This window comes from Candidatus Neomarinimicrobiota bacterium (assembly GCA_021157965.1).
GTDB lineage: Bacteria > Fidelibacterota > Fidelibacteria > Fidelibacterales > Fidelibacteraceae > Fidelibacter.
In genome coordinates this window covers 57,626-78,451 of record JAGGVO010000057.1, presented here as the reverse complement: position 1 = coordinate 78,451, position 20,826 = coordinate 57,626, and the positions used below count along the sequence as shown (strand labels likewise).

20 protein-coding genes are annotated in these 20,826 nt (G+C 45.6%); 12 read left to right on the top strand and 8 right to left on the bottom strand.

Annotated elements, in window-relative coordinates:
* Positions 1-38: 38 nt before the first annotated feature.
* From J7K63_09235 to J7K63_09210, 6 genes are all read left to right on the top strand, one after another.
* A complete protein-coding gene (locus J7K63_09235; protein MCD6235204.1) occupies positions 39-740 on the top strand; it encodes a YIP1 family protein in 702 nt (233 codons plus the stop codon).
* Between the two features lie 65 nt (positions 741-805).
* Positions 806-2,053 carry a TolC family protein gene (locus J7K63_09230; protein MCD6235203.1) on the top strand — a complete coding sequence of 416 codons (1,248 nt, stop codon included), beginning with the start codon at positions 806-808 and terminating at the stop codon, positions 2,051-2,053.
* 1 nt (position 2,054) lies between these two features.
* Positions 2,055-3,272 (top strand): efflux RND transporter periplasmic adaptor subunit, encoded by a 1,218-nt coding sequence (locus J7K63_09225; GenBank protein ID MCD6235202.1) that lies wholly within the window; start codon positions 2,055-2,057, stop codon positions 3,270-3,272.
* A 10-nt stretch (positions 3,273-3,282) separates the two neighbouring features.
* Positions 3,283-4,008: an ABC transporter ATP-binding protein gene (locus J7K63_09220; protein ID MCD6235201.1), complete on the top strand. Its 726-nt coding sequence runs from the start codon at positions 3,283-3,285 to the stop codon at positions 4,006-4,008.
* Positions 4,009-5,226 carry an ABC transporter permease gene (locus J7K63_09215; GenBank protein MCD6235200.1) on the top strand — a complete coding sequence of 406 codons (1,218 nt, stop codon included), beginning with the start codon at positions 4,009-4,011 and terminating at the stop codon, positions 5,224-5,226.
* Positions 5,227-5,282: 56 nt separating this feature from the next.
* Complete coding sequence (locus tag J7K63_09210; protein MCD6235199.1) at positions 5,283-6,512, top strand: ABC transporter permease; 1,230 nt, start codon at positions 5,283-5,285, stop codon at positions 6,510-6,512.
* 21 nt (positions 6,513-6,533) lie between these two features.
* On the opposite strand, the gene J7K63_09205 is transcribed toward J7K63_09210, so the two are convergent.
* The 7 genes from J7K63_09205 to J7K63_09175 form a co-directional block, all read right to left on the bottom strand.
* Positions 6,534-7,250 carry a hypothetical protein gene (locus J7K63_09205; GenBank protein MCD6235198.1) on the bottom strand — a complete coding sequence of 239 codons (717 nt, stop codon included), beginning with the start codon at positions 7,248-7,250 and terminating at the stop codon, positions 6,534-6,536.
* A complete protein-coding gene (locus tag J7K63_09200; protein ID MCD6235197.1) occupies positions 7,247-8,341 on the bottom strand; it encodes a HEAT repeat domain-containing protein in 1,095 nt (364 codons plus the stop codon). Before J7K63_09200 ends, J7K63_09205 begins: the two co-directional genes overlap by 4 nt.
* A complete protein-coding gene (locus J7K63_09195; GenBank protein MCD6235196.1) occupies positions 8,338-9,366 on the bottom strand; it encodes a DUF4837 family protein in 1,029 nt (342 codons plus the stop codon). The genes J7K63_09200 and J7K63_09195 overlap by 4 nt, the downstream gene beginning before the upstream one ends.
* A gap of 76 nt (positions 9,367-9,442) precedes the next feature.
* On the bottom strand, positions 9,443-11,284 hold the full coding sequence (locus J7K63_09190; protein ID MCD6235195.1) for a cyclomaltodextrinase N-terminal domain-containing protein: 1,842 nt from the start codon (positions 11,282-11,284) through the stop codon (positions 9,443-9,445).
* 8 nt (positions 11,285-11,292) lie between these two features.
* Positions 11,293-11,619, bottom strand: coding sequence for a thioredoxin (trxA, locus tag J7K63_09185; GenBank protein MCD6235194.1), 327 nt, complete (start codon positions 11,617-11,619; stop codon positions 11,293-11,295).
* Between the two features lie 87 nt (positions 11,620-11,706).
* Positions 11,707-12,966: an ABC transporter permease gene (locus J7K63_09180; GenBank protein ID MCD6235193.1), complete on the bottom strand. Its 1,260-nt coding sequence runs from the start codon at positions 12,964-12,966 to the stop codon at positions 11,707-11,709.
* Position 12,967: 1 nt separating this feature from the next.
* On the bottom strand, positions 12,968-13,852 hold the full coding sequence (locus J7K63_09175; protein MCD6235192.1) for an ATP-binding cassette domain-containing protein: 885 nt from the start codon (positions 13,850-13,852) through the stop codon (positions 12,968-12,970).
* A 142-nt stretch (positions 13,853-13,994) separates the two neighbouring features.
* Here J7K63_09175 and J7K63_09170 point away from each other — a divergent pair, with 142 nt between their 5' ends.
* From J7K63_09170 to J7K63_09160, 3 genes are all read left to right on the top strand, one after another.
* Positions 13,995-14,414 (top strand): hypothetical protein, encoded by a 420-nt coding sequence (locus tag J7K63_09170; protein MCD6235191.1) that lies wholly within the window; start codon positions 13,995-13,997, stop codon positions 14,412-14,414.
* Between the two features lie 15 nt (positions 14,415-14,429).
* The gene (locus tag J7K63_09165; GenBank protein ID MCD6235190.1) at positions 14,430-15,302 is read left to right on the top strand and encodes a sigma-70 family RNA polymerase sigma factor; all 873 of its coding nucleotides are present in this window, start codon (positions 14,430-14,432) and stop codon (positions 15,300-15,302) included.
* A 115-nt stretch (positions 15,303-15,417) separates the two neighbouring features.
* Positions 15,418-16,278, top strand: a complete 861-nt coding sequence (locus J7K63_09160) for a M23 family metallopeptidase (GenBank protein MCD6235189.1) — start codon at positions 15,418-15,420, stop codon at positions 16,276-16,278.
* On the opposite strand, the gene J7K63_09155 is transcribed toward J7K63_09160, so the two are convergent.
* Positions 16,275-17,717 (bottom strand): PQQ-binding-like beta-propeller repeat protein, encoded by a 1,443-nt coding sequence (locus J7K63_09155; protein ID MCD6235188.1) that lies wholly within the window; start codon positions 17,715-17,717, stop codon positions 16,275-16,277. The genes J7K63_09160 and J7K63_09155 overlap by 4 nt on opposite strands.
* A gap of 102 nt (positions 17,718-17,819) precedes the next feature.
* On the opposite strand from J7K63_09155, the gene J7K63_09150 reads away from it, so the two are divergent.
* Genes J7K63_09150 through cysS form a run of 3 tightly spaced genes read left to right on the top strand, consistent with a single transcriptional unit; the run spans position 17,820 to position 20,784 of the window.
* Positions 17,820-18,356 carry an HAD family hydrolase gene (locus J7K63_09150; GenBank protein ID MCD6235187.1) on the top strand — a complete coding sequence of 179 codons (537 nt, stop codon included), beginning with the start codon at positions 17,820-17,822 and terminating at the stop codon, positions 18,354-18,356.
* Positions 18,356-19,372 carry a D-alanine--D-alanine ligase gene (locus J7K63_09145; GenBank protein ID MCD6235186.1) on the top strand — a complete coding sequence of 339 codons (1,017 nt, stop codon included), beginning with the start codon at positions 18,356-18,358 and terminating at the stop codon, positions 19,370-19,372. The genes J7K63_09150 and J7K63_09145 overlap by 1 nt, the downstream gene beginning before the upstream one ends.
* Positions 19,369-20,784 (top strand): cysteine--tRNA ligase, encoded by a 1,416-nt coding sequence (gene cysS / locus J7K63_09140; GenBank protein ID MCD6235185.1) that lies wholly within the window; start codon positions 19,369-19,371, stop codon positions 20,782-20,784. The genes J7K63_09145 and cysS overlap by 4 nt, the downstream gene beginning before the upstream one ends.
* Positions 20,785-20,826: the final 42 nt, after the last annotated feature.

Genomic DNA, 20,826 nt, shown 5'->3' with positions numbered 1-20,826 from the left:
TACATTGAAATCCTGTATGAATAAGGAGTAAAAAAGCTATGGTAAGTGAAAAAATGAATCCTTTTAAACGTGTGTTGAATGTCTTTGCCAATCCGGAAAAAACCTTTACATCCTTTGGTGAGAAAATCACATGGAAGGATTTGTGGCTTCCGGTATTATTGCTTGTGCTTGTTTCAATGCTCACGGTACAACTGACACATCCGATTCAGGTAAAGGAAAGCCGTCAGATGATCACCCGGATGGATAACCTGACAGATCAGCAGAAAGAGGCTATGTTGCAGCGGATTTCCACCGATCATGTCCCGATTCAAAATATGATCCTTGGTGGTATCACACCGATTATCTATGCTTTTTTCATGGCAGTAATATATTTATTTGTCGGGAATTTCTTCGGCGGAGGATATGCAAAATATATGACGTTGCTTGCCATAGCCCTTCACATAAGCATGGTGGATGTCCTGGCCAGTATAGTTAAAATTCCCATCATGCTTGCTCAAAAAACAATGATGGTCCATACGAGTCTGGCTATGTTTTTCAGCGATTTTGATTTATCCAATATTTGGTTTCGGATTGCCATGCAGGCCGATGTTTTTAAAATCTGGAAGTGGATACTCTGGATTATTGCCTTTAAGGTGATTTACAACTATTCCGGCAAAAAGGCCTTTGTTCTGACAGGTATCATCTGGCTGCTTGGGGCAGTTCTCACTGTTGTCCTGCAGGGATTCTCACCCCTGGCATAAAAAATTGGACAACCCTTTGCTAACCAGGGTGTCCGAAACGGAGAAAATAAAGACAGGATCGATTCATGAAGGTAGGCAAGATAAAATGGATATTCGTGTGTGTGTGGGTAGCGGGATGGATTCAGGCTGCACCGCTTATGACATTGAGTGAGTGTCGGGAACAGGCACTCAAAGCAAATGGAGACCTCTTACAGAAACGGCTGGAAACAGAAAAAACCGGGTTGACGGTTAAACAGAGTTACTCTAACCTTTACCCCTCCGTTTACGGGCATGTATCTGCAAGTTATTCCCACACCGATAATTCTATCGTCACAACTGACAACTCGGGATATACACTCTCAGGAACTGTAAGTCAGAATGTATTTTATCCCGGGCTTTTTTCAGGCTTGAAAGCGGCAAAGTTCTCGGAAGAAGTGGCAGGGTTGAATCTGCAGGATGCCATTTCACTTCTGGAAGCATCGGTGATTCAATATTATTACAGCATCCTGGCTTCTGATGAGTTGATAGCCGTCTATAAAGAAAACATTCGCTTTGCTGAAGAAAATATCAAACGGGTTCAGAGTATGGTCGAGCTGGGGGCAAGGACAGAGTCCGATTTGTTGAAGGTCAGGGTTCAGAAAGGCCAGTTTCAAAGCCAGCTTTTATCTGAAGAACAGCGGAACAGAAGTCTGAAGCGTGAGCTTAACCTACTGATGGGACAGGATCCTGCAGAAGAACTGAGACTTCAGCCAATGAATTCGGGACCTTCCAGCCTTCCGGATATTCAGGAAGCCAGGCGCATGATTAAAAAATACAATTTCTCTCTGTTGGCTCTGAAAAAACAGATCGAACTTCAGAAACTCAATGTAAAAATAAAAAAAGAATCTTATTTGCCGACTATTTCAGGGGATTATACCTATTCTTACCGCGATGATGACGGGGGGGCGGTAAAATCCAATTCACTGGGTTTATCGGCTAATATTTCCCTCTTTGAAGGTTTTCGCAGAAGTACGGAAAAGCAAAAAGCCGAAATCGATTTAAAATCTTTGCAAATCATGTATGATGATGCCGTTAACGATTTATTTGCCCGGCTCGATGAGTTGTATCAGTCTCTGAAAACCTATCGTGAGCTGACTGAGATTCATGAGGTTAGTCTGGAATCGGCAAAACGGGATTATCAATTGGTCACACAACAGGTTGAACTGGGCTCCGGAACGATCCTGGATCAGTTAGATGCCCAGTTATCCGTCCTTGCTTCAGAAAGTCAGCTGGTGGAAGCCCGGTATAATACTAAAATAACAGAAGCACACATTAATCAACTTTTAGGGAAATAAAATGAAGAAATGGATTATTCCGGTTGTTATTCTGGTTATAGCAGCCATTGTGTATTTCAATTTGAAGATGAACAAAGAGCAGGCGGTTGAAGTGCAGACAGAAGTTGTTAAACGTCATACCGTCGAAGAAAAAGTTTCTGCAAGTGGGCGGGTGAAGCCTGTCACCCAGGTGGATATCAGTGCCAATGTGGCCGGTGAAATTATTGAGATGAATGTGAAAGACGGTCAGAATGTCCGTAAAGGACAGGTATTGGCCCAGTTGGATAAAATTCGTTACGAAGCGGCGGTGTTCAGTGCCCGGGCGACATATTCTTCCACAAAAGTTGCTTTTGAAAAAGCGAAAAAAGATCTTAAACGGGCAAAGGCTTTGTTTGAATCAGGAAATTTGAGTCAGGCTGACCTCGATCAGGCACTGGCGGAATATGGAAGAATTCAGAGTAATCTGGCTCAGGCTGAATCGAGTTTAAAACAGGCCGAAGATAATCTGTCCAAAACAACGATCATTTCCCCCATCGACGGGACCATTATCCAGGTTCGGAAAGAAGCGGGTGAAATTGCCCTGGGCTCCCAGTTCCAGGCTGACATTATCATGGTTGTGGCTGATCTCTCCAAAATGGAAGTGGAAGTGGATGTTAATGAAAATGATGTGGTCAGAGTCTCACTGAATGATCCGGTGGATATTGAAATTGATGCCATTCCCGATACATCTTTTAAAGGGGTGGTTACGGATATTGCCAACCTGGCCCAATCCACCGGACTGGGAACTCAGGAAGCAGTCACTTACTTTACGGTTCTGGTTGAAATGCTGGAAGTGCCGGATATGATGCGTCCCGGTATGAGTGCGACAGTTGAAATTCTTACGAATAAGGCTGTAAATACAGTTGCCGTTCCTATTCAAAGTGTAACAGTGCGGCCTGCCGATAAGGTTTTTACTGCCGTTAAAAAAGATTCCCTGTCTGATGAACAAGTGACACTGGAAGAAAAGGACGTGGATGAAATGATTGAGGTCATCTTCCGGGTGGATCAGGATACGGTTACGGCTGTTCCTGTTACCATCGGACTTAGCAGTCGGGATCTGTTTGAAATTAAATCCGGCATTCAGGCCGGGGATGAAATTGTCATCGGAAACCATAAAGTCCTGAGCCGTGAATTGCAGACTGGAATGCATGTCCGGAAATCAGGGGGTGAAGAAGGCAAAAAATCAGGTAAGAAACGCTAAGGAGCAGAGCATGGCCTTATTGGAACTGAAGCAAGTAACCAAAGTGTACCAAGTGGGGGCTGTGGCCGTCCATGCTCTCCGGGGAATTGACCTGATGGTTGAAAAAAATGAATACGTCTCCGTTATGGGTCCCTCCGGCTCGGGAAAGTCTACTCTGATGAATGTCATCGGGTGCCTGGATACACCGACTTCAGGGACCTATATACTGGATGGAAAAACAGTTCATGATGATAGCATTGAGCAGAACAGCAACGGCAAACTCTCCGATGATGACCTGGCTTTTGTACGAAATCAAAAAATCGGGTTTGTTTTTCAAACATTTAATCTGTTACCCCGGATAACGGCCCTGCACAATGTGGAACTTCCGTTGATTTATGCCGGAATTCATAAAAAAGACAGGATTGAAATGGCAAAAGAGGCCCTCCGGAAAGTAAATCTGGAGGACAGGATGCATCATCAGCCCAATGAACTTTCAGGCGGACAGCGTCAGAGAGTGGCCATTGCCAGGGCTCTGGTCAACAACCCTTCGATTATTCTGGCAGATGAACCTACCGGAAATCTGGACAGTAAAACATCCCGTGAAATCATGCAATTGATGGATCACCTTCATGAAGAAGGCAATACAATCATTCTGGTTACTCACGAGACAGAAATTGCTCAACACGCTCACCGGGTTGTCCACTTTTTGGATGGTTTGATCGCCAGTGACGGATTAACTCCTAAGGGAAAAGGGTAAATGGGCCAACTGTTTGAAAGTGTGATTATGGCCATGAAGGCCATTCTCAAGAATAAAACCCGGGCATTTTTAACAATGTTGGGTATCATTATCGGAATTTTGTCGGTTTCACTCATGGGGACCGCCATCTCCGGAATTGATGAGACGTTTGAAAACAGTATTCAGGGCATGGGTCAGGATGTTTTATATGTACAAAAATATCCCTGGTTTATGATAAATGATGAATGGTGGGAATACCGGAACCGTCCTGACATTGAGGAAGAGTATGCGGAACAAATTCTGGAACGGGCGTCTACCATCGCTTTTGCCACGCCTTCGACAGGGCGCCGGGGAGATGTAAAATATGGCAAAAATTCCGTGGAAGGGGTGGAAATAAACGGGACAACCTGGCAGGAAGCGTATATATCAGCCCTCAAACTGGAGTCTGGTCGCTTTTTTTCTGAACCCGAAAGCCGTTATGGCACCAAGGTGGCAGTCATCGGATATGATATTAAAACAAGTCTTTTTCCCAATGAGGATCCCCTGGACAAAGAGATTTTAATCCAGGGTAATACCTTTAGAATTATTGGTGTTATTGCTCAACAGGGAAAATTTCTGGGACTCATGAGTATGGATAATATCGTTACCATTCCCCTGAAATCCCTGAAAAATATTTTTGGTGGCCGGCGGGGGATATCGGTCAGTGTAAAACCTAAAGAGGGAGTGACTGTAGAGCAGGCAAAAGAAGAACTGATGTTTATCATGCGGGGACTTCGGGGACTCAAGCCTCAGGAAGAGAATGATTTTTCCATTAACCAACAGGAGGCATTCCGACAGCAATTTGCCAATATCCGGCTGGCGATCAGAGCTGTAGGATTTGGAATCACGGCCCTTTCTTTGATTGTAGGGGGGATAGGTATCATGAACATCATGTTTGTAAGTGTCAGGGAGCGAACCAAGGAAATCGGGATCCGGAAAGCTCTGGGCGCTAAAAAGAATATTATTCTTTTTCAGTTTCTCAGTGAAGCTGTGATTATTTCTCTCATCGGCGGCACAATCGGTATTCTCATCACGGTTGGTCTTGTCGGCCTGCTGCAAAAATTCTTTGTCGCACGCCTTTCTCTTAATCTTATCCTGATTTCACTTTCTGTCTCGGTCATTACAGGCATTTTATCAGGTATTATACCTGCTAACCTTGCCGCGCGATTGAATCCGATTGAGGCGATCAGATATGAGTAGAGATAAAGTTGAGGAATTCAGGGTAAAGACGATAGACAGGATCGAGGAGATAAAATATGAATTTGCATGAAGTGCTGACATCATCCCTGGATTCCATCCGCCAGAACAAACTCCGCTCCTTTTTGACCATTCTCGGGGTTGTGATCGGGATGTTTTCAATTATCGGCGTGATGACGGCGATCAATGTCCTCCAGAATTCTGTCGAAAGTAATCTGAATATTCTGGGAACCAACACCTTTTTCATCCAGAAATATCCTGCGGTCCAAATGGGTGGGGGTACCCGCTGGAAATACCGTAACCGGAAAAATTTGACGTATGAGGATTATCAGCAATTAAAGGACCGTTTTTCCGGTCCGGCAACGATCACGGCTGAAGACTGGCACAGCGGTGATCCCGTCAAATTTCAAGAAAAACAGACAAAAAACAGTGTGGGAATCCGGGGTGTTACACCCGAATGGGAATTTTCATCCGGTTATTTTCTCCAGAGCGGCCGTATGATTAACCGCAATGATGTGGAGCAAATGCGAAATGTAATTATCTTAGGACAGGATGTCATTGATGTTCTCATGCCTCAGTATAATCCGGTGGGACAGACGGTTACCATCCGGGGGGTTAAATTCAGGGTGATTGGGATATTGGAACGGAAAGGGACTATTTTCGGTCAGTCCGAAGATAATGTGGTGGTTATACCCCTGACCACCCATCTTAAAATGTTTGCAAGTCGCTGGACATCCCTGGGATATGCTATTGCAGTTATGGACATGGACCGTTTTGAAGAAGTTCAGGATGAAATTGTATTCAATCTCCGCCTGATCCGGGGTGTGCCTTTGACGGAAGAAAATGATTTTGAGGTAGTTTCCAATACATCGTTGATAGATACTTTCAATCAGGTAACAGGAGCCATAAAAATGGCTGCTCTTCTCATCAGTTCGATAGCTCTTGTGGCTGCCGGTATCGGTATCATGAATATTATGCTGGTCAGTGTTACCGAAAGAACCCGTGAAATCGGCATCCGTAAAAGCATGGGAGCCCGAAAGCGGGATATTATGAATCAATTTCTGCTCGAAGCCCTGGTTTTAACGGAACTTGGAGCCCTGATTGGTATTATACTGGGTATTCTGACCGGAAACCTTGTGGCTGTTTCCATGGATGTGAGCGGTGTTTTTCCCGTCCGGTGGGCCGTTATAGGTGTGATAATTTGTTCGCTGATTGGAGTGGTTTTCGGAACCTATCCTGCCGTGAAAGCAGCCCGCCTGGATCCCATCGAAGCCCTTAGATATGAATAAAAAGTCCTATCCTGAAGCAATTTATTCAATATTGGTATATTTAATTTCGCTGGTATAGTAACTGACATTTTTATCAAAAGTTGGCACGGAACACTGAAAATTTCCGCTGTTACCGGGAAGAAGGGCTGAGGAAGAATAGATGCCGCCAGGATATTTCATGTTGTTGCCTAATACGAAACTGCTGTCTGAACGGATAAGATTGGCCCCCTCATCATAGAGCCGGAATACGACCCGGACAAAGTCCGCCCGTTGGTTTCCGTTGTTTGTCACCTTTCCCAGGAATACCTTTTTATCCGCATAGATCATTTCTTTGACAGGACCGTCAAATTCCAATACAGGCGCCTGCTTTTTTATGGGCTCAATGTTTTTAATCTGTTTACGCTGAAGGGTAATAATGCCGATCAGGGTTTGGACCTTGATTTCTGAGAGATTTTCTTCCTGGATTGTCCCCTGAACAATTGTCCCGTTTTTCAAAATGATCTGATGGGTCAGTTCAGGTACTGTGACCATTTCCCGGATCTCATTCCGGATTTTTGGCATATTGACTTCGGCTTTGTACATGAGCACTTCTTCTTTGAGAGCTTTGAGTTCATTTTTCAGCTGAAGTATCTCTTCATCTGCAGAATAGTAACGGTTCCCTTCGGATTTTTTATTGAGTGCATCCGAAGCCGGCGGAACCTGTGCGGCAGCCGAAGAAATCATGATAATAATAAGACAAAGGAAGCATCGTTTTTTCATTCTGCACCTCCCTGAAAGTCACGATGAAGGGCCAGTGCGGTTTTCTCCATAGCTTGGTACAGGTCGGGATCACCCGATTTACGGACGGCAGTGGCGATATCCATCCAAAAAATAAGATTGTGTTTTTCTTCAAGCGACTGAATCAAAAACATCAGTTCTTCAGGGGACTTAAATGCAATGAGTCCGTCCAATGCTTTTTTCCGCAGATAGTAAGGAAAATTTTCGTCAGTAGCAATAAAGCGGAGGGAGGGGATTATTGCCGGATCGGAGAAATCATCCAATACCGTTAAGGCACTGTTCAGCATGAGATTATGCCGTTCCTTGCTCCGGTCCAAAAATTTAAGGAGAGCAAGAAGTATTTTTTCATCCTGGGTGACATCCAAAATATTAAATGAAAATTCCCGTAACATCTGATCCGTCCGGGGATCGCCCATGAGTGCAATCAGGGCTTCTGTAAAAGCCGGTTCATTTTTTTCAGCCAGGATTTTCAGAGCCCGTTCACGGGTCCTCAGGCTTCGTTTTGGATCGTTGATGATTTTCAGTAAGACGGGAACAATTCCATCATCGTCGTATTTTCCGAGGGATTTGGCAAAGGTGTCATCCAGCTGTAAAAAGTGATCATAGGATTTCTGATATAAATCTAAAAAGCGGGGGAGACTCTGTAAATCCGTATTGGAAAAAATACTCCCGAGGATTTTTTTCTCCAGATTTATCCGAAGATTCATCAAGGTTGAATATGCGTCCATCATCAGTACGCCCCATTTGGGGTCATTCAGTTGAGCCGTTTCGTCAGCAATGATTTCCAGGGCCCAGTATTCCAGGGTCTCTGGTTTTTTTAACTGGGACTGGATCAGGCGATAGGCGAGGGGATCCCTGCTTCGAATGATATACCGGAGAGCTTCTGCCCGCAGTTCCTGAGCTTGTTCATCATCCTCGTACGTGGCGATAATTCTGTCCAGGGCTTTCGGCTTTTCTTCCAGGTAACGGTTGTACTGGTTTACAATGGCCCGGCTGTCTTTCAATGAACCACTGCCGCTGCATCCCGCCAGAAAACCGGCTAACACAAGAAACATCAGATATTGTTTTTTCATCTCATATATTCCTGTAAGACATTTTTGCTGGTAAAAAAAGTGCTGACCATAAGTTCCATCTGCCGGAGATAGACGTTTTTGATCTGTCCCGGCGCCCATACACAAATATCAATAAAGTAGGTCCGGTTTGTCACTCCGTCATAGAAATAAAAACTGGAAAAAGGTCCGCCCATGGTTTTTTCCGGATGTCCCCATAACCCGCGGATATTGAAAACCGGGCGATTACCCCAGTGAACCAGCCGGTGAGTCAGATAGCGTTTTTCCACATAGGTGCCATCCAGATAATTCAGGCTCAGCCAGTGCCGCATAGTGACTGCCCATTTTTCATCCAAAACCGAATTGAGTCCGCCTTTCTGCCAGTAAATGGTTACCCAGCGGTAAGGACTGGTCCGGCCGAGTTGAATGATGTGCTCAACGGGATTTTCTTCCAGAATCTGATAACTGTGGGGAACCCTGAAAGAAAACCCGTATTTTTCAAACAACTTTTTTGTGATCTCTTTCTCTTCAGCTTTGTAATAGATCTCGTCAAATTGCCGTTCAACAAATGCTTTGTTCAGTGCATCGTAAATGGAACTTCCCTCATTCCGGATATAAGTCAGAAGAGTTTCATCGTCAGGAGCCGCCAAAATAATGAAAATCTGACGTTTTGCCAGTTTCTCCTTAATGGGAAATAGAAACCGCTCACCTTTTTCAATCATGCGCAGAGCTGTATCCGGCAGTATCCGTTGAATATACCGGGATGTCCTGTCAGTTCTGTCCAGGGTCGTAATGAACATGAGATTTTTTGATGCCCGGTAATCTTTGAAGTCTGAAAGAGGAATCGGTTCAAAATGATAAATACGCTCAATTTGTGGTGTTCTCAGCTCTTTTTCCACCGGTTCCCGGATATCTTTCTCAATGATTGCCCAGAGTGAGTCATCCACAAATGTGTATACCGGTCCGTCATTTCCCACAGCCAGCTTTTTATAGGGTTCACACCCAAATATGGTTAAAAGGATTAAGCTCAAAAGAATTAGTCGCTTCATCGTTAATCTCCGATTCAGGATAATTGATGTCCTTAGTGATAAAATAGTCAGAGAAATGGTCAAAATCACATGTTATTTACGGCTTGTCCCCCGTAAAGAGCCACATGACGGCTGTCTTCGCCGGGACAGAGGCATTATAACGGGTATCAAGGCGGATTTCCCGGGCGTTATAAAGGGGAGAAATGAGTTCCGGACGCTTTCCGTTGATTTCCGGAACCAGGGGGAGGATTGGGACAGATATACGATGTGAGCCGTCATTGTAGATCAGAAGGAGTATGTTTTGGCCATCCTTTCGCCAGGCGGCATAAAGTGAATCCTCAATCAGGATATGTTCCATGGGAACAGTGAAAAGACCGGGTTTTTCCTGCCGGAGACGGTTCCAGCGCCTGAATTGTTCATAGAGCAGATTTTCAACGTTTTTTCGGCCCTCCCGTGTAAAGGCTGAGCGGGAATCTCCCGGGAAACCTCCGGGAAATTTCTTCCGGTTCTCCGGATCGTGTCCGCCGGTCATCCCGATTTCATCTCCATAATAGATCTGAGGAATTCCTCTAAGACTGTACAAAAGGGCAAAGGCATTTAAATATGTTTGAATGTCTTTGCCTGTGTCCGTAAAAAAACGTCCCATATCGTGATTATCCATGAATACCGTCATCATGGAAGGATTCCTGTAAATGAAATCCCGGGAAAGATTTTCATAAAATGTTTTGATCCCGATTTTTCCGGTAGTCAGCTGATAAATCTGGCTGGAATGGGCAAAATCCGTAATGGAGCTGAGCCCGTTCTGCAAATCGGGCCGGCTGCTGAAGAAGAAGGAGAGGGGGGTCTTTTCAAAAACCATGGTTTCCCCCAGAATGAATAAGTCGGGATACTCTTTCCGAACTCCCAGAGCCCATGCCGCTGCACCTTCGGTGTCCGAATAAGGCCAGGTATCCTGTCGGATGCCGTCCAATCCAAAGGTTTCAATCCACCAGATGGCATGTGTGATCCAGTAATCCACAACAGCTTCATGCCGCAAATTCATATCCGCAAGGTATCCGGCAAACCAACCGGATTGGACGATTTCCCGCAGTGAATCCGGCCCCCAGGTGTTGATGACATCTGAAATCCGGTAATTACAGGGTTCAAAATCATCGACTGAATAATTTATCCATTCGGAAGAAGGGGGATTAACCGCCAGGGGATGGGAAGGTGAGATGTGATTGATGATATGATCCATGATGACTTTTATTCCGAGGGACTGGCTCCTGCGGATCAGTTCCCTGTAGGTCTCAAAATCACCCAGGTGCGGTTCGATGGCATAGAGATCTGTGGGGGTGTAGCCATGATAGCAGTTGATGTAATTGTTTTCAAAAACGGGTGTCATCCACAAAACCGTGATCCCCAGATCCTCAAGATAATCCAGATGGTTGATCACACCTTGAAGATCACCGCCGCGCCGTCCCCATTTATGCTTAAGGCGAACCGGGTCCTTGTGTCCCGGAATGAAATTTCGTTCAGTATTTCCATCTGAAAAACGGTCCGGTATCAGCAGGTAAATCACATCCCGCGCATCGATATTTGCCGGTTTCTTTCCGTTCCGTTCTGCAATGGGGAATTCCAGAGAAGAAGATTCTTTACCCAAAAGTCCTGTCTTCTTTTCAAATGTGATGGTTTCCGTACCGCTCTTGAGGATTCTCAGTGTTACACGATGATACGCCGGATTGGGATAGGGGTGTTCTTCAAGAATTTCGGCATATTCTCCGGTTGACTGTGCGGAAAAACCGCTGAAGTCATCCCCATACACAAGCAGAGTGACGGTATCGGTTTCCATCCCGCTCCACCAGTTTGGAGGCTCGGTTTTTGTAATTGTCAGGGAAAAAAGAGATCCCGCCGAAAAAAGAAGAATCAGCGGGAAAATCCTTAAAAAAGTATATTTCATAAAAAACCTTAAAGGATTGATTGAATCTTTTGCCGGATCACATTTTTCGGAACAGCACCAATGATGGTATCTGCCACAGTCCCGTTTTTGAAAATCAGCAGGGTGGGAATGGAACGGATCCCGTATTTTTGGGCAGTTGTCGGGGAATCATCCACATTGAGCTTGGCAACGATGATCTTGCCTGCCATATCGGCGGCGATTTCCTCCAGGGCCGGGGCAATTATGCGGCAGGGCATACACCATTCTGCCCAGAAATCAACGGCTACAGGAATCTCACTTTTTAAAACATCTTTTTCAAAATTCGCATCACTTACATTGATGACATTTTTAGCCATATTGATCTGCTCCTAATTTATTGTTTTTGAGTTTACCCGATATTTAAAATAACATTTCACGAATTAGATCGCACGCACTTTGTTACGTTACCGGGAAAGTGAACGGTTCAACCGGAGTATTTCCTGAAACGTAGGCCTTTTGCCATACAACAGTACGGCCAGGCGGAATATCCGGGATGAAAGCCAAATCAGGAATACAATCCAAATCACGAGATATAGCGCCATGCCCAGAATGCTCCAGAAAGAAGGAGTGGATATACCGATCCGGGCAATCATCAGTAAGGGGGTAATCAGCGGGATGTAAGACAATATGGCCGAAAGGCTGCTTTCCGGATGTTCCAGCATAAATGAAATAAAATAGATAGGCAATAAGGCAATAAGGGATAGAATACCACCAAGCTGCTGAGCATCCCGCTCATTGTCAAATAAAGAACCCAGGGCAACATAAATGGTGCTGAACATGAGATACCCCAAAATAAAAAAAACAAAATACCATATCAGGTGAACTGTATTCATGAGTCCTGAAGTTAACTGATCGGACAGATAATGGTTTCCGACCTGGTATAAGATAATCATATAAATAAATATTTGTGTTAATCCAAGAAGTCCCATGCCTAATATTTTACCGGCCATGATTTCAGATGGTTTGACTGATGACAGGAGGAGTTCCACAATTTTGTGGGTTCTTTCCTCGATAATGCTGGAAATAATGCTTTGGGAGGTGGTAATAATTCCCATAATGAGCACAAACATGAAGACAAAGGGTGTCATATAACGGATGAGAATATTTTGTCCGGATAAAACACCGCTTTCTGTGAGCTGATATTCTATTAGTTTTACGGGTGTTTGGATAAAAGCCAGCACATCCCGGTTCAATCCCGCTTTATCCATCCGGTAGGATTCCGCGGCGTCCTGGAGTCCGCTTTGTATCCGGTTGATATGCTCGGGCCCCATGTTTTCGTAGTAGATTTCTGACAGGATCGTATCTGATGCTGCCAGGTGGACGGTAAGCACGGCATCCGATATTCCCTGGCGGATTATTTGATGGATCAGGGTGTCTTTTTCCGTTTCTGTTTTGGGAGATTGCCGGGTGAAAAGGTAGCGGGGCTCATCATTTTCCAGCCGGTATTTTCGGCTGAATGTGTTTTCTATAGTATCTGCCAAAGCATCATCGTTGGATATCAGAACCAGGTATTCCGGTTCAGGTCCGCTTTTCATGGCAAGCATTTGAGGACCAATAGCCAGGGCCAGAATGATAAATGGGAGGATGATGGACAGGATAAAGGCCTTGGAACGGACCCTGTGAATATATTCCCATTGCAGGATTATCCGGATATTTTGCCACATATTATACCTCAACCAGTTTTATGAAAATATCTTCAAGGGATGGTGTATACCGGGCGATGCCGTCTATGTCATAAGCATCCGTCAGGCGACGGACAGCTTCTTTAAAGGGAAGAGATTCAGGCAAATATCCCCTGAGAATCTTATTCTGTATGTGGTACGATTCGAAGAGTCCCGGGGGGATTTTACCCGGCCCGGACCTGAAACGGACCTCAATTTGCTGATCCCCGTGTTCTTCCTTAATGGCTGCAAGTGCCCCTTCCAGCACAACCCGTCCCTTATTGATCAGACAGATATGATCGCAAAGTTGTTCAACCTGGTCCATCTGGTGGGTACTCAGAACAATGGTTTTTCCCTCATCACGGAACTCGCGGATGATATCCTTCAGGATGATTTGATTAACCGGATCCAGGCCGGTAAAGGGTTCATCGAGGATGAGAAGGTCGGGGAAACTGACTGAGGCAACAATAAATTGTATTTTCTGCTGATTCCCCTTGGATAGCTCGCTGATTTTACGGTCTGCCTGGTCACCCATGCCGAAACGGTCCAGCCAGGTGTCACAATGTTCGGCTGCTTCTTTGGGTGACAGTCCCTTCAGTTGACCGAAAAACTGGATAACCTCCCGGATTTTCCGTTTTTGATAGAGTCCCCGCTCTTCGGGCAGATAACCCAGATTACGGCTGTTTACCGCTCCCGTTTTTCCGTTACCGATCCGGATTGTACCGGAATCCGGCCGGATAATATTCATGATCATCCGGATCGTCGTGGTTTTACCGGCGCCGTTGGGACCCAGAAGACCATAGACGGAACCCCGTTCTACCTGAAAAGAGACATCCTGAACGGCGCAAACTTTTTCAAAGTGTTTTGTGACCTTTTCCAGTTTTAACATATCAAATCTCCAGAAGTTAAGGAAATTACTTTGCACCAGCCATGAAAGCAAATTCTCAATAAAAATAATTATTGTAAGGTTAATAAATTCATGGTAGTATTATCACAAATACAATAAAGCAGATGAGATAGAGGAGGATAAAATGTCAAAAGTCTTTGATGATATTAAGAATTTCATGAATGACTGGTGGATTAAAAACGGGCCCAAAGTGGAAGGCATGGTAAAAACCACGGCTGAGAAAGCGGAGCATCTCACACAGAAAGCGCGTCTGAAATATGATTTATATCAGGCCGGCCGGGATTTGGCCAAAGCCTATGAAGAGCTGGGTGAAAAAGTCTATCATGAAATGAGTGAGAACAAAAAATTTGACTTTTCCTCAGATGATGATATCCAGGTTCTCATGGATCAGATTGTCCAGGCCGAGAAAAAGGTCCAGGAAATCCGGGACGAACTGGCACAGGTAGGGATGACTCCGGAAGATGATCCTTTCGGGGAGGAAACTCCGGAAGATATCGCCATGGCCGACGTACCCGAACCAGATGAGACAAAGAGCGAAGACTGACGGTCCTTTGAATTTATGAAGCATCGGAAACGAGACATATCTTATATTTCCCGGAAGTGGGGAGTTAGCCCCAATTTATCCAGTTATCTTGAGGAAATTGCCGAGACAGAACCCCTGCCGCCGGAAGAAGAGGTCCGTTTGAGTCAGCTTATTAAACAGGGGGATAAGGATGCGCTGAACAAGATGCTTTGTGCCAATTTGCGTTTTGTGGTTTCCATCGCTAAGAAATACCAGCGCCGGGGACTTCCTCTGGAGGATTTGATCAATATCGGGAATCTGGGTTTGATTAAGGCAGCGCACCGGTATGATGAAAGCCGGGGGTTCAAATTCATTTCCTATGCTGTCTGGTGGATTAAACAAACTATCCTGCAAGCCCTGGCAGAACAGTCCCGCACCATCCGTATTCCCCTGACGATGGTTTCCATTATGAATAAATATGCACGCGAGATGGAATATCTGGAGCAGGAATACGAACGGGAACCGAATTTTGAAGAGCTGGCACAGGATATGGATATCAATCAGGATACACTGGAAAAAACCCTTCAGCTCAGCACAGCCCCCCTGTCTGTTGATGCCCCGGTCCGTGATGAAAACGATTCCTATTTTCTGGATATCATTGAGGATAAAGATGCGGAGGCCCCGGACAGGGAACTGATGGATGAATCACTGAAATATGAGTTGCACGATGTATTAAAGAATCTGACGGACAGGGAACAAAAAATCATTAAAATGTACTATGGATTGGAGAATTATCCTAAGATGACCCTGGAAGAGATTGGGGAAAAAGTAAATCTCACGCGTGAACGCGTCCGACAAATTAAGGAAAAAGGCCTCCGGAAACTCCGGCATATCAGCCGGGCCAGGCTGTTGCAGAAGTTTTTAGGTTAATACTTGATAGAAAGTAAATTCACCCTTAAAATATAAACGTATGAGCCCAAAACTGAAAAAATCACAGAACACAAAGTTTCTCATCTTTTTTGAGCATGCATCGGAAATGCGGGAGATGGTGATTCCTGTCAGCCGTATGGTGCGGATTATCTGCCTTGTATTTTTCGTCTTATCCATGACTATATATGGCTCCGCTCAGTATCTTGCGGGCATTTATTATGAGGAGAAAATTAAGGCAATTACAGCGGATAATGATGATCTTACATCGGTTCTTTCTGAAATGCGGACCCGGATATCCACCCTGCAGAACCAGATTGACGTAATTGTGGAAAAAGATAAAGCCCTGCGTCTGTACGCCAATCTGCCGGAGATTGACCAGGATATTCGAAAAATGGGTGTGGGTGGCCGTGTGACGGAAGATTTCAATCTGGATAATCTGGATCCGGAAAATGAAAGCGCTCTGGAAAAGATGGATCTGAATTTGAAAGCTCTTTCCCAGACTATCAAGCTTGAATTGATGAGTTATGAGACCCTTTTTGAGACACTTCAGACTCAGAAAGACCGTTTCGAAAGTATTCCGTCCATTTCTCCCACAAAACTGGGGTATCTTTCTTCCCGCTTCGGTTACCGCCTGGATCCCTTTAACGGAGAAAGAACCTTTCATCATGGGATTGATATTGCCGCACAGTCGGGAACCCATGTCTATGCCACCGCAGGGGGGAAAGTAGTCTATGCGCGATATAATGGTGGTTACGGATATACGATTAAAATTGAACATGGCTATGGATTTTCCACAATTTATGCTCATTTGAGCCGCATGAATGTACGGAAAGGACAGATAGTCCGCCGGGGGGATGTTATTGGGTTTGTTGGAAGCTCAGGTCGTTCAACCGGTCCGCACCTTCACTATGAAGTGCGGTATAACAACAACCCCGTCAATCCTATCGAATATATCTGGACCGACGCATCCCTTTAGTTACCAAAGCAATATAAATACCCGTTCCGGGAACCAATATAGACTTTATTCTCATGAACAACCGGTGTGGCTTCACAACCAAAAGGTTGTGCATCCAGCCTTTTTAAACGGCCTTCGGGAGAGTATTCAAAAAGGTATATTCCCCAGTAGCCTGCCGCGATGATTTTATCCCCCACCACAACGGGAGTCGATATGGAAGGACCGATGATCACTGAATCCAGAACAACGGGTTTGGAATACCACGTGCTGTTGTCCGGTCCCAATACCTTACAAGGTTGTGTTTTTTTATAATCGATTATGTATAAAAAGCTGTCCAAAGCACTGATGGCGGTGATATGGGGATATCCCTCCGGTCGCGTGTGGTCATTGACGGATGCACTCCCGATAACCCCGCCTTTCCACTCTGCCACTACGGCATTCCCTACGGGCAGAAACCATTCCACACAGGATGAATCGGGAGGTTTTCGGGGATTCAGTTTCATCACCCCGCCTTTTCCGGGGATATGCTGTTTCTCAAGCGTCACCAGTAAACAACTGTCTGATGTAACCACCGGTGATCCGTCCATATCACTGCCGGTGATAAAATCCCAGTCTATCTGACGGGTTTCCAAATGGTATCCATAGACATGTCCCGAACCGGATGTGATGTAAATATGATTACCGAGAAGACACGGGGAACTTTCCGTTACCAGGTTTAAACCATGGCTCCGGGTGTCTTCCAGGGCATAAAGCCGGTGTGATTCCAGAATGTGCGGCTGAAGAAAGCCCTCCCGAATTTCCGCCTGTTCCGGCCGGGGATCAAAAACGATGAATTGTCCGTTTTCCAAACCTAAATATGCCAGGGAATCCACAATAAGGGCCGAGCCGTCCACATCCCGGCTGTAACTGGCAAAAAAAGGAACATTCATTTTCCACAGGGCTTTGCCTGTATGATAATCTATCGCCTGATAACTGGTAATCATGGGATGATCCAGGTATTTATTCAGTCCCAGTCGGCTTCCTTGTAAAATGATCAGCTGATCCTTTCCCGGAGGCCTGTACAGGGTTCCCGTCCCTTTGATCACATCATCAAAAGCATATTGCCAGATCAATTCTCCATCAGAAGCCCGGATCTTTTTCAGGTGATGATCATACGCACCCTGGATGATGTATAAAGTATCTTCAGTTTCCACCAGCAATGGCTGGCCGGTCCATCCGCAGCCCTTCCAGGTCCGGTTCCCTGCCTTTCGGGACAGCGTGGTTTCCCCTTCTCCCAGGTATAGGGACCATTGCAGCTCAAGGCGATCCGGCGCCCTGTTTCCGTAGACATTGCGGCCCGGGCCTCCTAAAAAAGTGCTGTTTATCAGGGTATCTTTTCCACCGGCTTGTATGTTTCCCATACCGGGATCCAGAACAGCCAGCCACAAGATCAAGATAAGGCAGGTAAGACCATAGTGCATGATATGAAGCTAATGAGTTTTATTATCTTTCTTCAACATAAAAAATGATAATCGGCTGATTTTCTCCCTCCTTACCCTTAAATTCCGTCTATGAAAATATCTGTGGTATTTCTGGACAGGGACGGGGTGCTGAATGAAGACCGGGATGAATACGTCCGTACTCTACGGGATGTGAAGGTCTATCCGTATGTACCCGAAGCCATTCTGCAACTGACACAGCATGCCATAACTGTTATTATCATCAGCAATCAGTCCGGTATTCACCGGCATTTTTTTTCCGGGGATACAGCGGAGAGAATATTCAAAAAGGTAATCCAAACTGCAGAGTCTGCAGGCGGGAAAATCACGGATTATTATTATTGTCCCCATACCCCGGAAGAAGGATGTTCCTGCCGCAAACCCCGAACAGGTATGATTCAACAAGCGGTTGCCGATCATAACATCCATTTGAATGAAGCTTTGATGGTGGGAGACAGCCGTTCAGATTATGAAACCTCCCGGAATGCCGGCATTCCCTTTATCCTGGTCCGGACCGGCAAGGGAAAAGAAACCGAAAAAGCATTAAAAACAATGGATCCGGATCTGACGGTGGCTGATACCCTGAAAGAAGCCGTATCAAGTATCGTGAGGAGAACCTGATGAATATCTGTGTCTTGCTGGGTGGAGCTTCACCGGAACGGAATGTCTCCATTACCAGTGGAAAAGCAGTGGGTCAAGCACTGGAATCTCTGGGTCATACCGTTTTTTATGTGGATCCCTCCACACCCTGGCATGAAATGGCCCGGTTCCGCAAAAAACTGGAGACCTTTGATGTAACGGACAGTCATTTTGATGATATGGTACAGCGGGATGAAACGGTTTTTATGGATCATATCCGGAAATTGAAAGCCCTGGATACTGATGTGGTTTTTAATGCCCTCCACGGGGGAAGCGGTGAAAACGGTATCATCGCAGCGGTTCTGGATATTGCCGGGTTGCCTTATACAGGATCAGGTCCCCTGGCGTCTGCCCTGTCTATGGATAAATACCTCTCCAGGGTTTTGGCAGAAAAAACAGGCGTTCAAACGGGACGCGTCGTCAGGATTACAAAGAGCACACACATCAATCCCGATGAATTGACATTTCCCCTGGTGATAAAACCCAACAGTGCCGGATCATCCGTGGGGCTCCATGTCCTGATGGAACCCTGTGATATCCGTCCACTGGTGAAGGATGCCCTGAAATATGATTCGGTGATTCTGGCGGAAGAATACATTCCGGGACAGGAACTCACGGTGCCTGTTGTGGGTGGCAAAGCCTTTCCCCTTATTGAAATTCTCCCTGAAGGTGGTGTGTATACCTTTGAGACAAAATACGCATCAGGGAAAAGCCGTTATCTGATACCGGCACCTCTGACTGATGATTTGACCCAATCCCTGAAAGAGAAGGCCTTGCGCATCTGGGATATTTTGGGTCTTGAAAATTATGCCCGGATTGATTTCAGACTGAAAGACGGGAAAGAGATTTATTTTCTGGAAGCCAACTCCCTGCCCGGCATGACGGCCACAAGTCTTCTTCCTAAATCGGCTAAAGTCATGGGGATGGATTTCCCGGCCTTAACGGATTGGATTGTAAAGGATGCCCTGAAACGTTTTGAAAAAAAGGAATCAACATGAATCTGGTTTTTTACAACACACTCTCCCGGAAAAAAGAACCCTTCATTCCACTGAAAAAAGGTGTTGTAAAGATGTATACCTGTGGCCCGACGGTTTATAACCATGCCCATATCGGCAATTTCCGGGCCTATATCTTTGAGGATCAGCTGAAGCGCTACCTGAAATATAAGGGATTCAATGTTACCCAGGTGATGAATCTTACGGATGTGGACGATAAAATTATCCGCAGTTGTTTTGAAAAAAAGATTCTCCTTCAGGATTATACACGGCCTTTCAAAGATTCTTTCTTTAAGGACCTGGACATTTTGAATATTGACAGGGCGGAGGTTTTTCCGGCGGCTACGGAACACATCGGGGATATGGTAAAATTAATTCAGTCTCTGATGGAGAAGGGGCTGGCTTATCGTACAGAGGACGGAAACATTTTTTACAAGATCACGGCTTTTCCCCGTTACGGCCGTTTACAGAATCTGAACCCGGAAAATCTCCGAAGTGGAGGCCGGGTGGAAAGTGACGAATACGAAAAGGAATCGGCGCACGATTTTGCCTTGTGGAAGGCCTGGAAACCGACTGACGGGGATGTCTATTGGGACACGCCGCTGGGTAAAGGCCGTCCCGGCTGGCATATCGAATGTTCTGCCATGTCCATGAAATATCTGGGAGAAACATTTGATATTCATACCGGCGGAGTGGATAATATTTTTCCCCATCATGAGAATGAAATTGCCCAGAGTGAGGGGGCTACGGGTAAACCTTTTGCCCGGTACTGGCTCCATTGCGAACACCTGCTCTGGGACGGGGAGAAAATGAGTAAATCCCTGGGAAATATTATTTATATCCGGGGGTTGATCGACAGAGGCTATTCCCCCCGTGCCATCCGATATACACTGCTTTCCACTCATTACCGCCAGAAATTGAATTTCAGTCTTTCTCTACTGGAACAATCGGAAAAATCCCTCAAGCGGATTGACGATTACCTCTTTGAGCTGGATCAGATTCATGAGGAAGGTCCTGTCCATGAAAAGGTGGAAAAAGAAGTTGCCCGGATGCTGGAAAAATTTGAAGGGGCCATGGATGATGATCTGAACATTTCTCCGGCTCTGGCTTCGGTATTTGAATTAATCCGCAGGATAAACCGGATAAAGACAGATTTGCCGATGACAAGTGGTGATAAAGAAAGGATTTTGGAAGCATTACAAAAAGTGGATCAGGTTTTAGGGGTTATTTTTTCGGGAGATCACGAAAAGCCCGCAACGTTGTCCGATGAGGACATTGAAGCGAGGATAATCGAACGGAATGAAGCACGGAAGAACAGGGACTGGGCCAGAGCCGATACCATCCGTGATGAATTGCTGAAAGCCGGGATTGAACTCATCGACCGGAAAGAAGGGACTACCTTCCGGCGGAAATGAAAAAAACCATCGTAAAATAAAAGGGCGGTCCGGACCGCCCTT

Bases quoted from the DNA above. Each gene is read 5' to 3' on its own strand.
- J7K63_09180 (MCD6235193.1), bottom strand. From the start codon at position 12,966: ATGTGGCAAAATATCCGGATAATCCTGCAATGGGAATATATTCACAGG.
- J7K63_09235 (MCD6235204.1), top strand. From the start codon at position 39: ATGGTAAGTGAAAAAATGAATCCTTTTAAACGTGTGTTGAATGTCTTT.
- J7K63_09220 (MCD6235201.1), top strand. From the start codon at position 3,283: ATGGCCTTATTGGAACTGAAGCAAGTAACCAAAGTGTACCAAGTGGGG.
- J7K63_09160 (MCD6235189.1), top strand. From the start codon at position 15,418: ATGGTGATTCCTGTCAGCCGTATGGTGCGGATTATCTGCCTTGTATTT.
- J7K63_09215 (MCD6235200.1), top strand. From the start codon at position 4,009: ATGGGCCAACTGTTTGAAAGTGTGATTATGGCCATGAAGGCCATTCTC.
- J7K63_09175 (MCD6235192.1), bottom strand. From the start codon at position 13,852: ATGTTAAAACTGGAAAAGGTCACAAAACACTTTGAAAAAGTTTGCGCC.
- J7K63_09155 (MCD6235188.1), bottom strand. From the start codon at position 17,717: ATGCACTATGGTCTTACCTGCCTTATCTTGATCTTGTGGCTGGCTGTT.
- J7K63_09210 (MCD6235199.1), top strand. From the start codon at position 5,283: ATGAATTTGCATGAAGTGCTGACATCATCCCTGGATTCCATCCGCCAG.
- J7K63_09225 (MCD6235202.1), top strand. From the start codon at position 2,055: ATGAAGAAATGGATTATTCCGGTTGTTATTCTGGTTATAGCAGCCATT.
- J7K63_09190 (MCD6235195.1), bottom strand. From the start codon at position 11,284: ATGAAATATACTTTTTTAAGGATTTTCCCGCTGATTCTTCTTTTTTCG.
- J7K63_09165 (MCD6235190.1), top strand. From the start codon at position 14,430: ATGAAGCATCGGAAACGAGACATATCTTATATTTCCCGGAAGTGGGGA.
- J7K63_09205 (MCD6235198.1), bottom strand. From the start codon at position 7,250: ATGAAAAAACGATGCTTCCTTTGTCTTATTATTATCATGATTTCTTCG.
- J7K63_09230 (MCD6235203.1), top strand. From the start codon at position 806: ATGAAGGTAGGCAAGATAAAATGGATATTCGTGTGTGTGTGGGTAGCG.
- cysS (MCD6235185.1), top strand. From the start codon at position 19,369: ATGAATCTGGTTTTTTACAACACACTCTCCCGGAAAAAAGAACCCTTC.
- J7K63_09145 (MCD6235186.1), top strand. From the start codon at position 18,356: ATGAATATCTGTGTCTTGCTGGGTGGAGCTTCACCGGAACGGAATGTC.
- J7K63_09195 (MCD6235196.1), bottom strand. From the start codon at position 9,366: ATGAAGCGACTAATTCTTTTGAGCTTAATCCTTTTAACCATATTTGGG.
- J7K63_09170 (MCD6235191.1), top strand. From the start codon at position 13,995: ATGTCAAAAGTCTTTGATGATATTAAGAATTTCATGAATGACTGGTGG.
- trxA (MCD6235194.1), bottom strand. From the start codon at position 11,619: ATGGCTAAAAATGTCATCAATGTAAGTGATGCGAATTTTGAAAAAGAT.
- J7K63_09200 (MCD6235197.1), bottom strand. From the start codon at position 8,341: ATGAAAAAACAATATCTGATGTTTCTTGTGTTAGCCGGTTTTCTGGCG.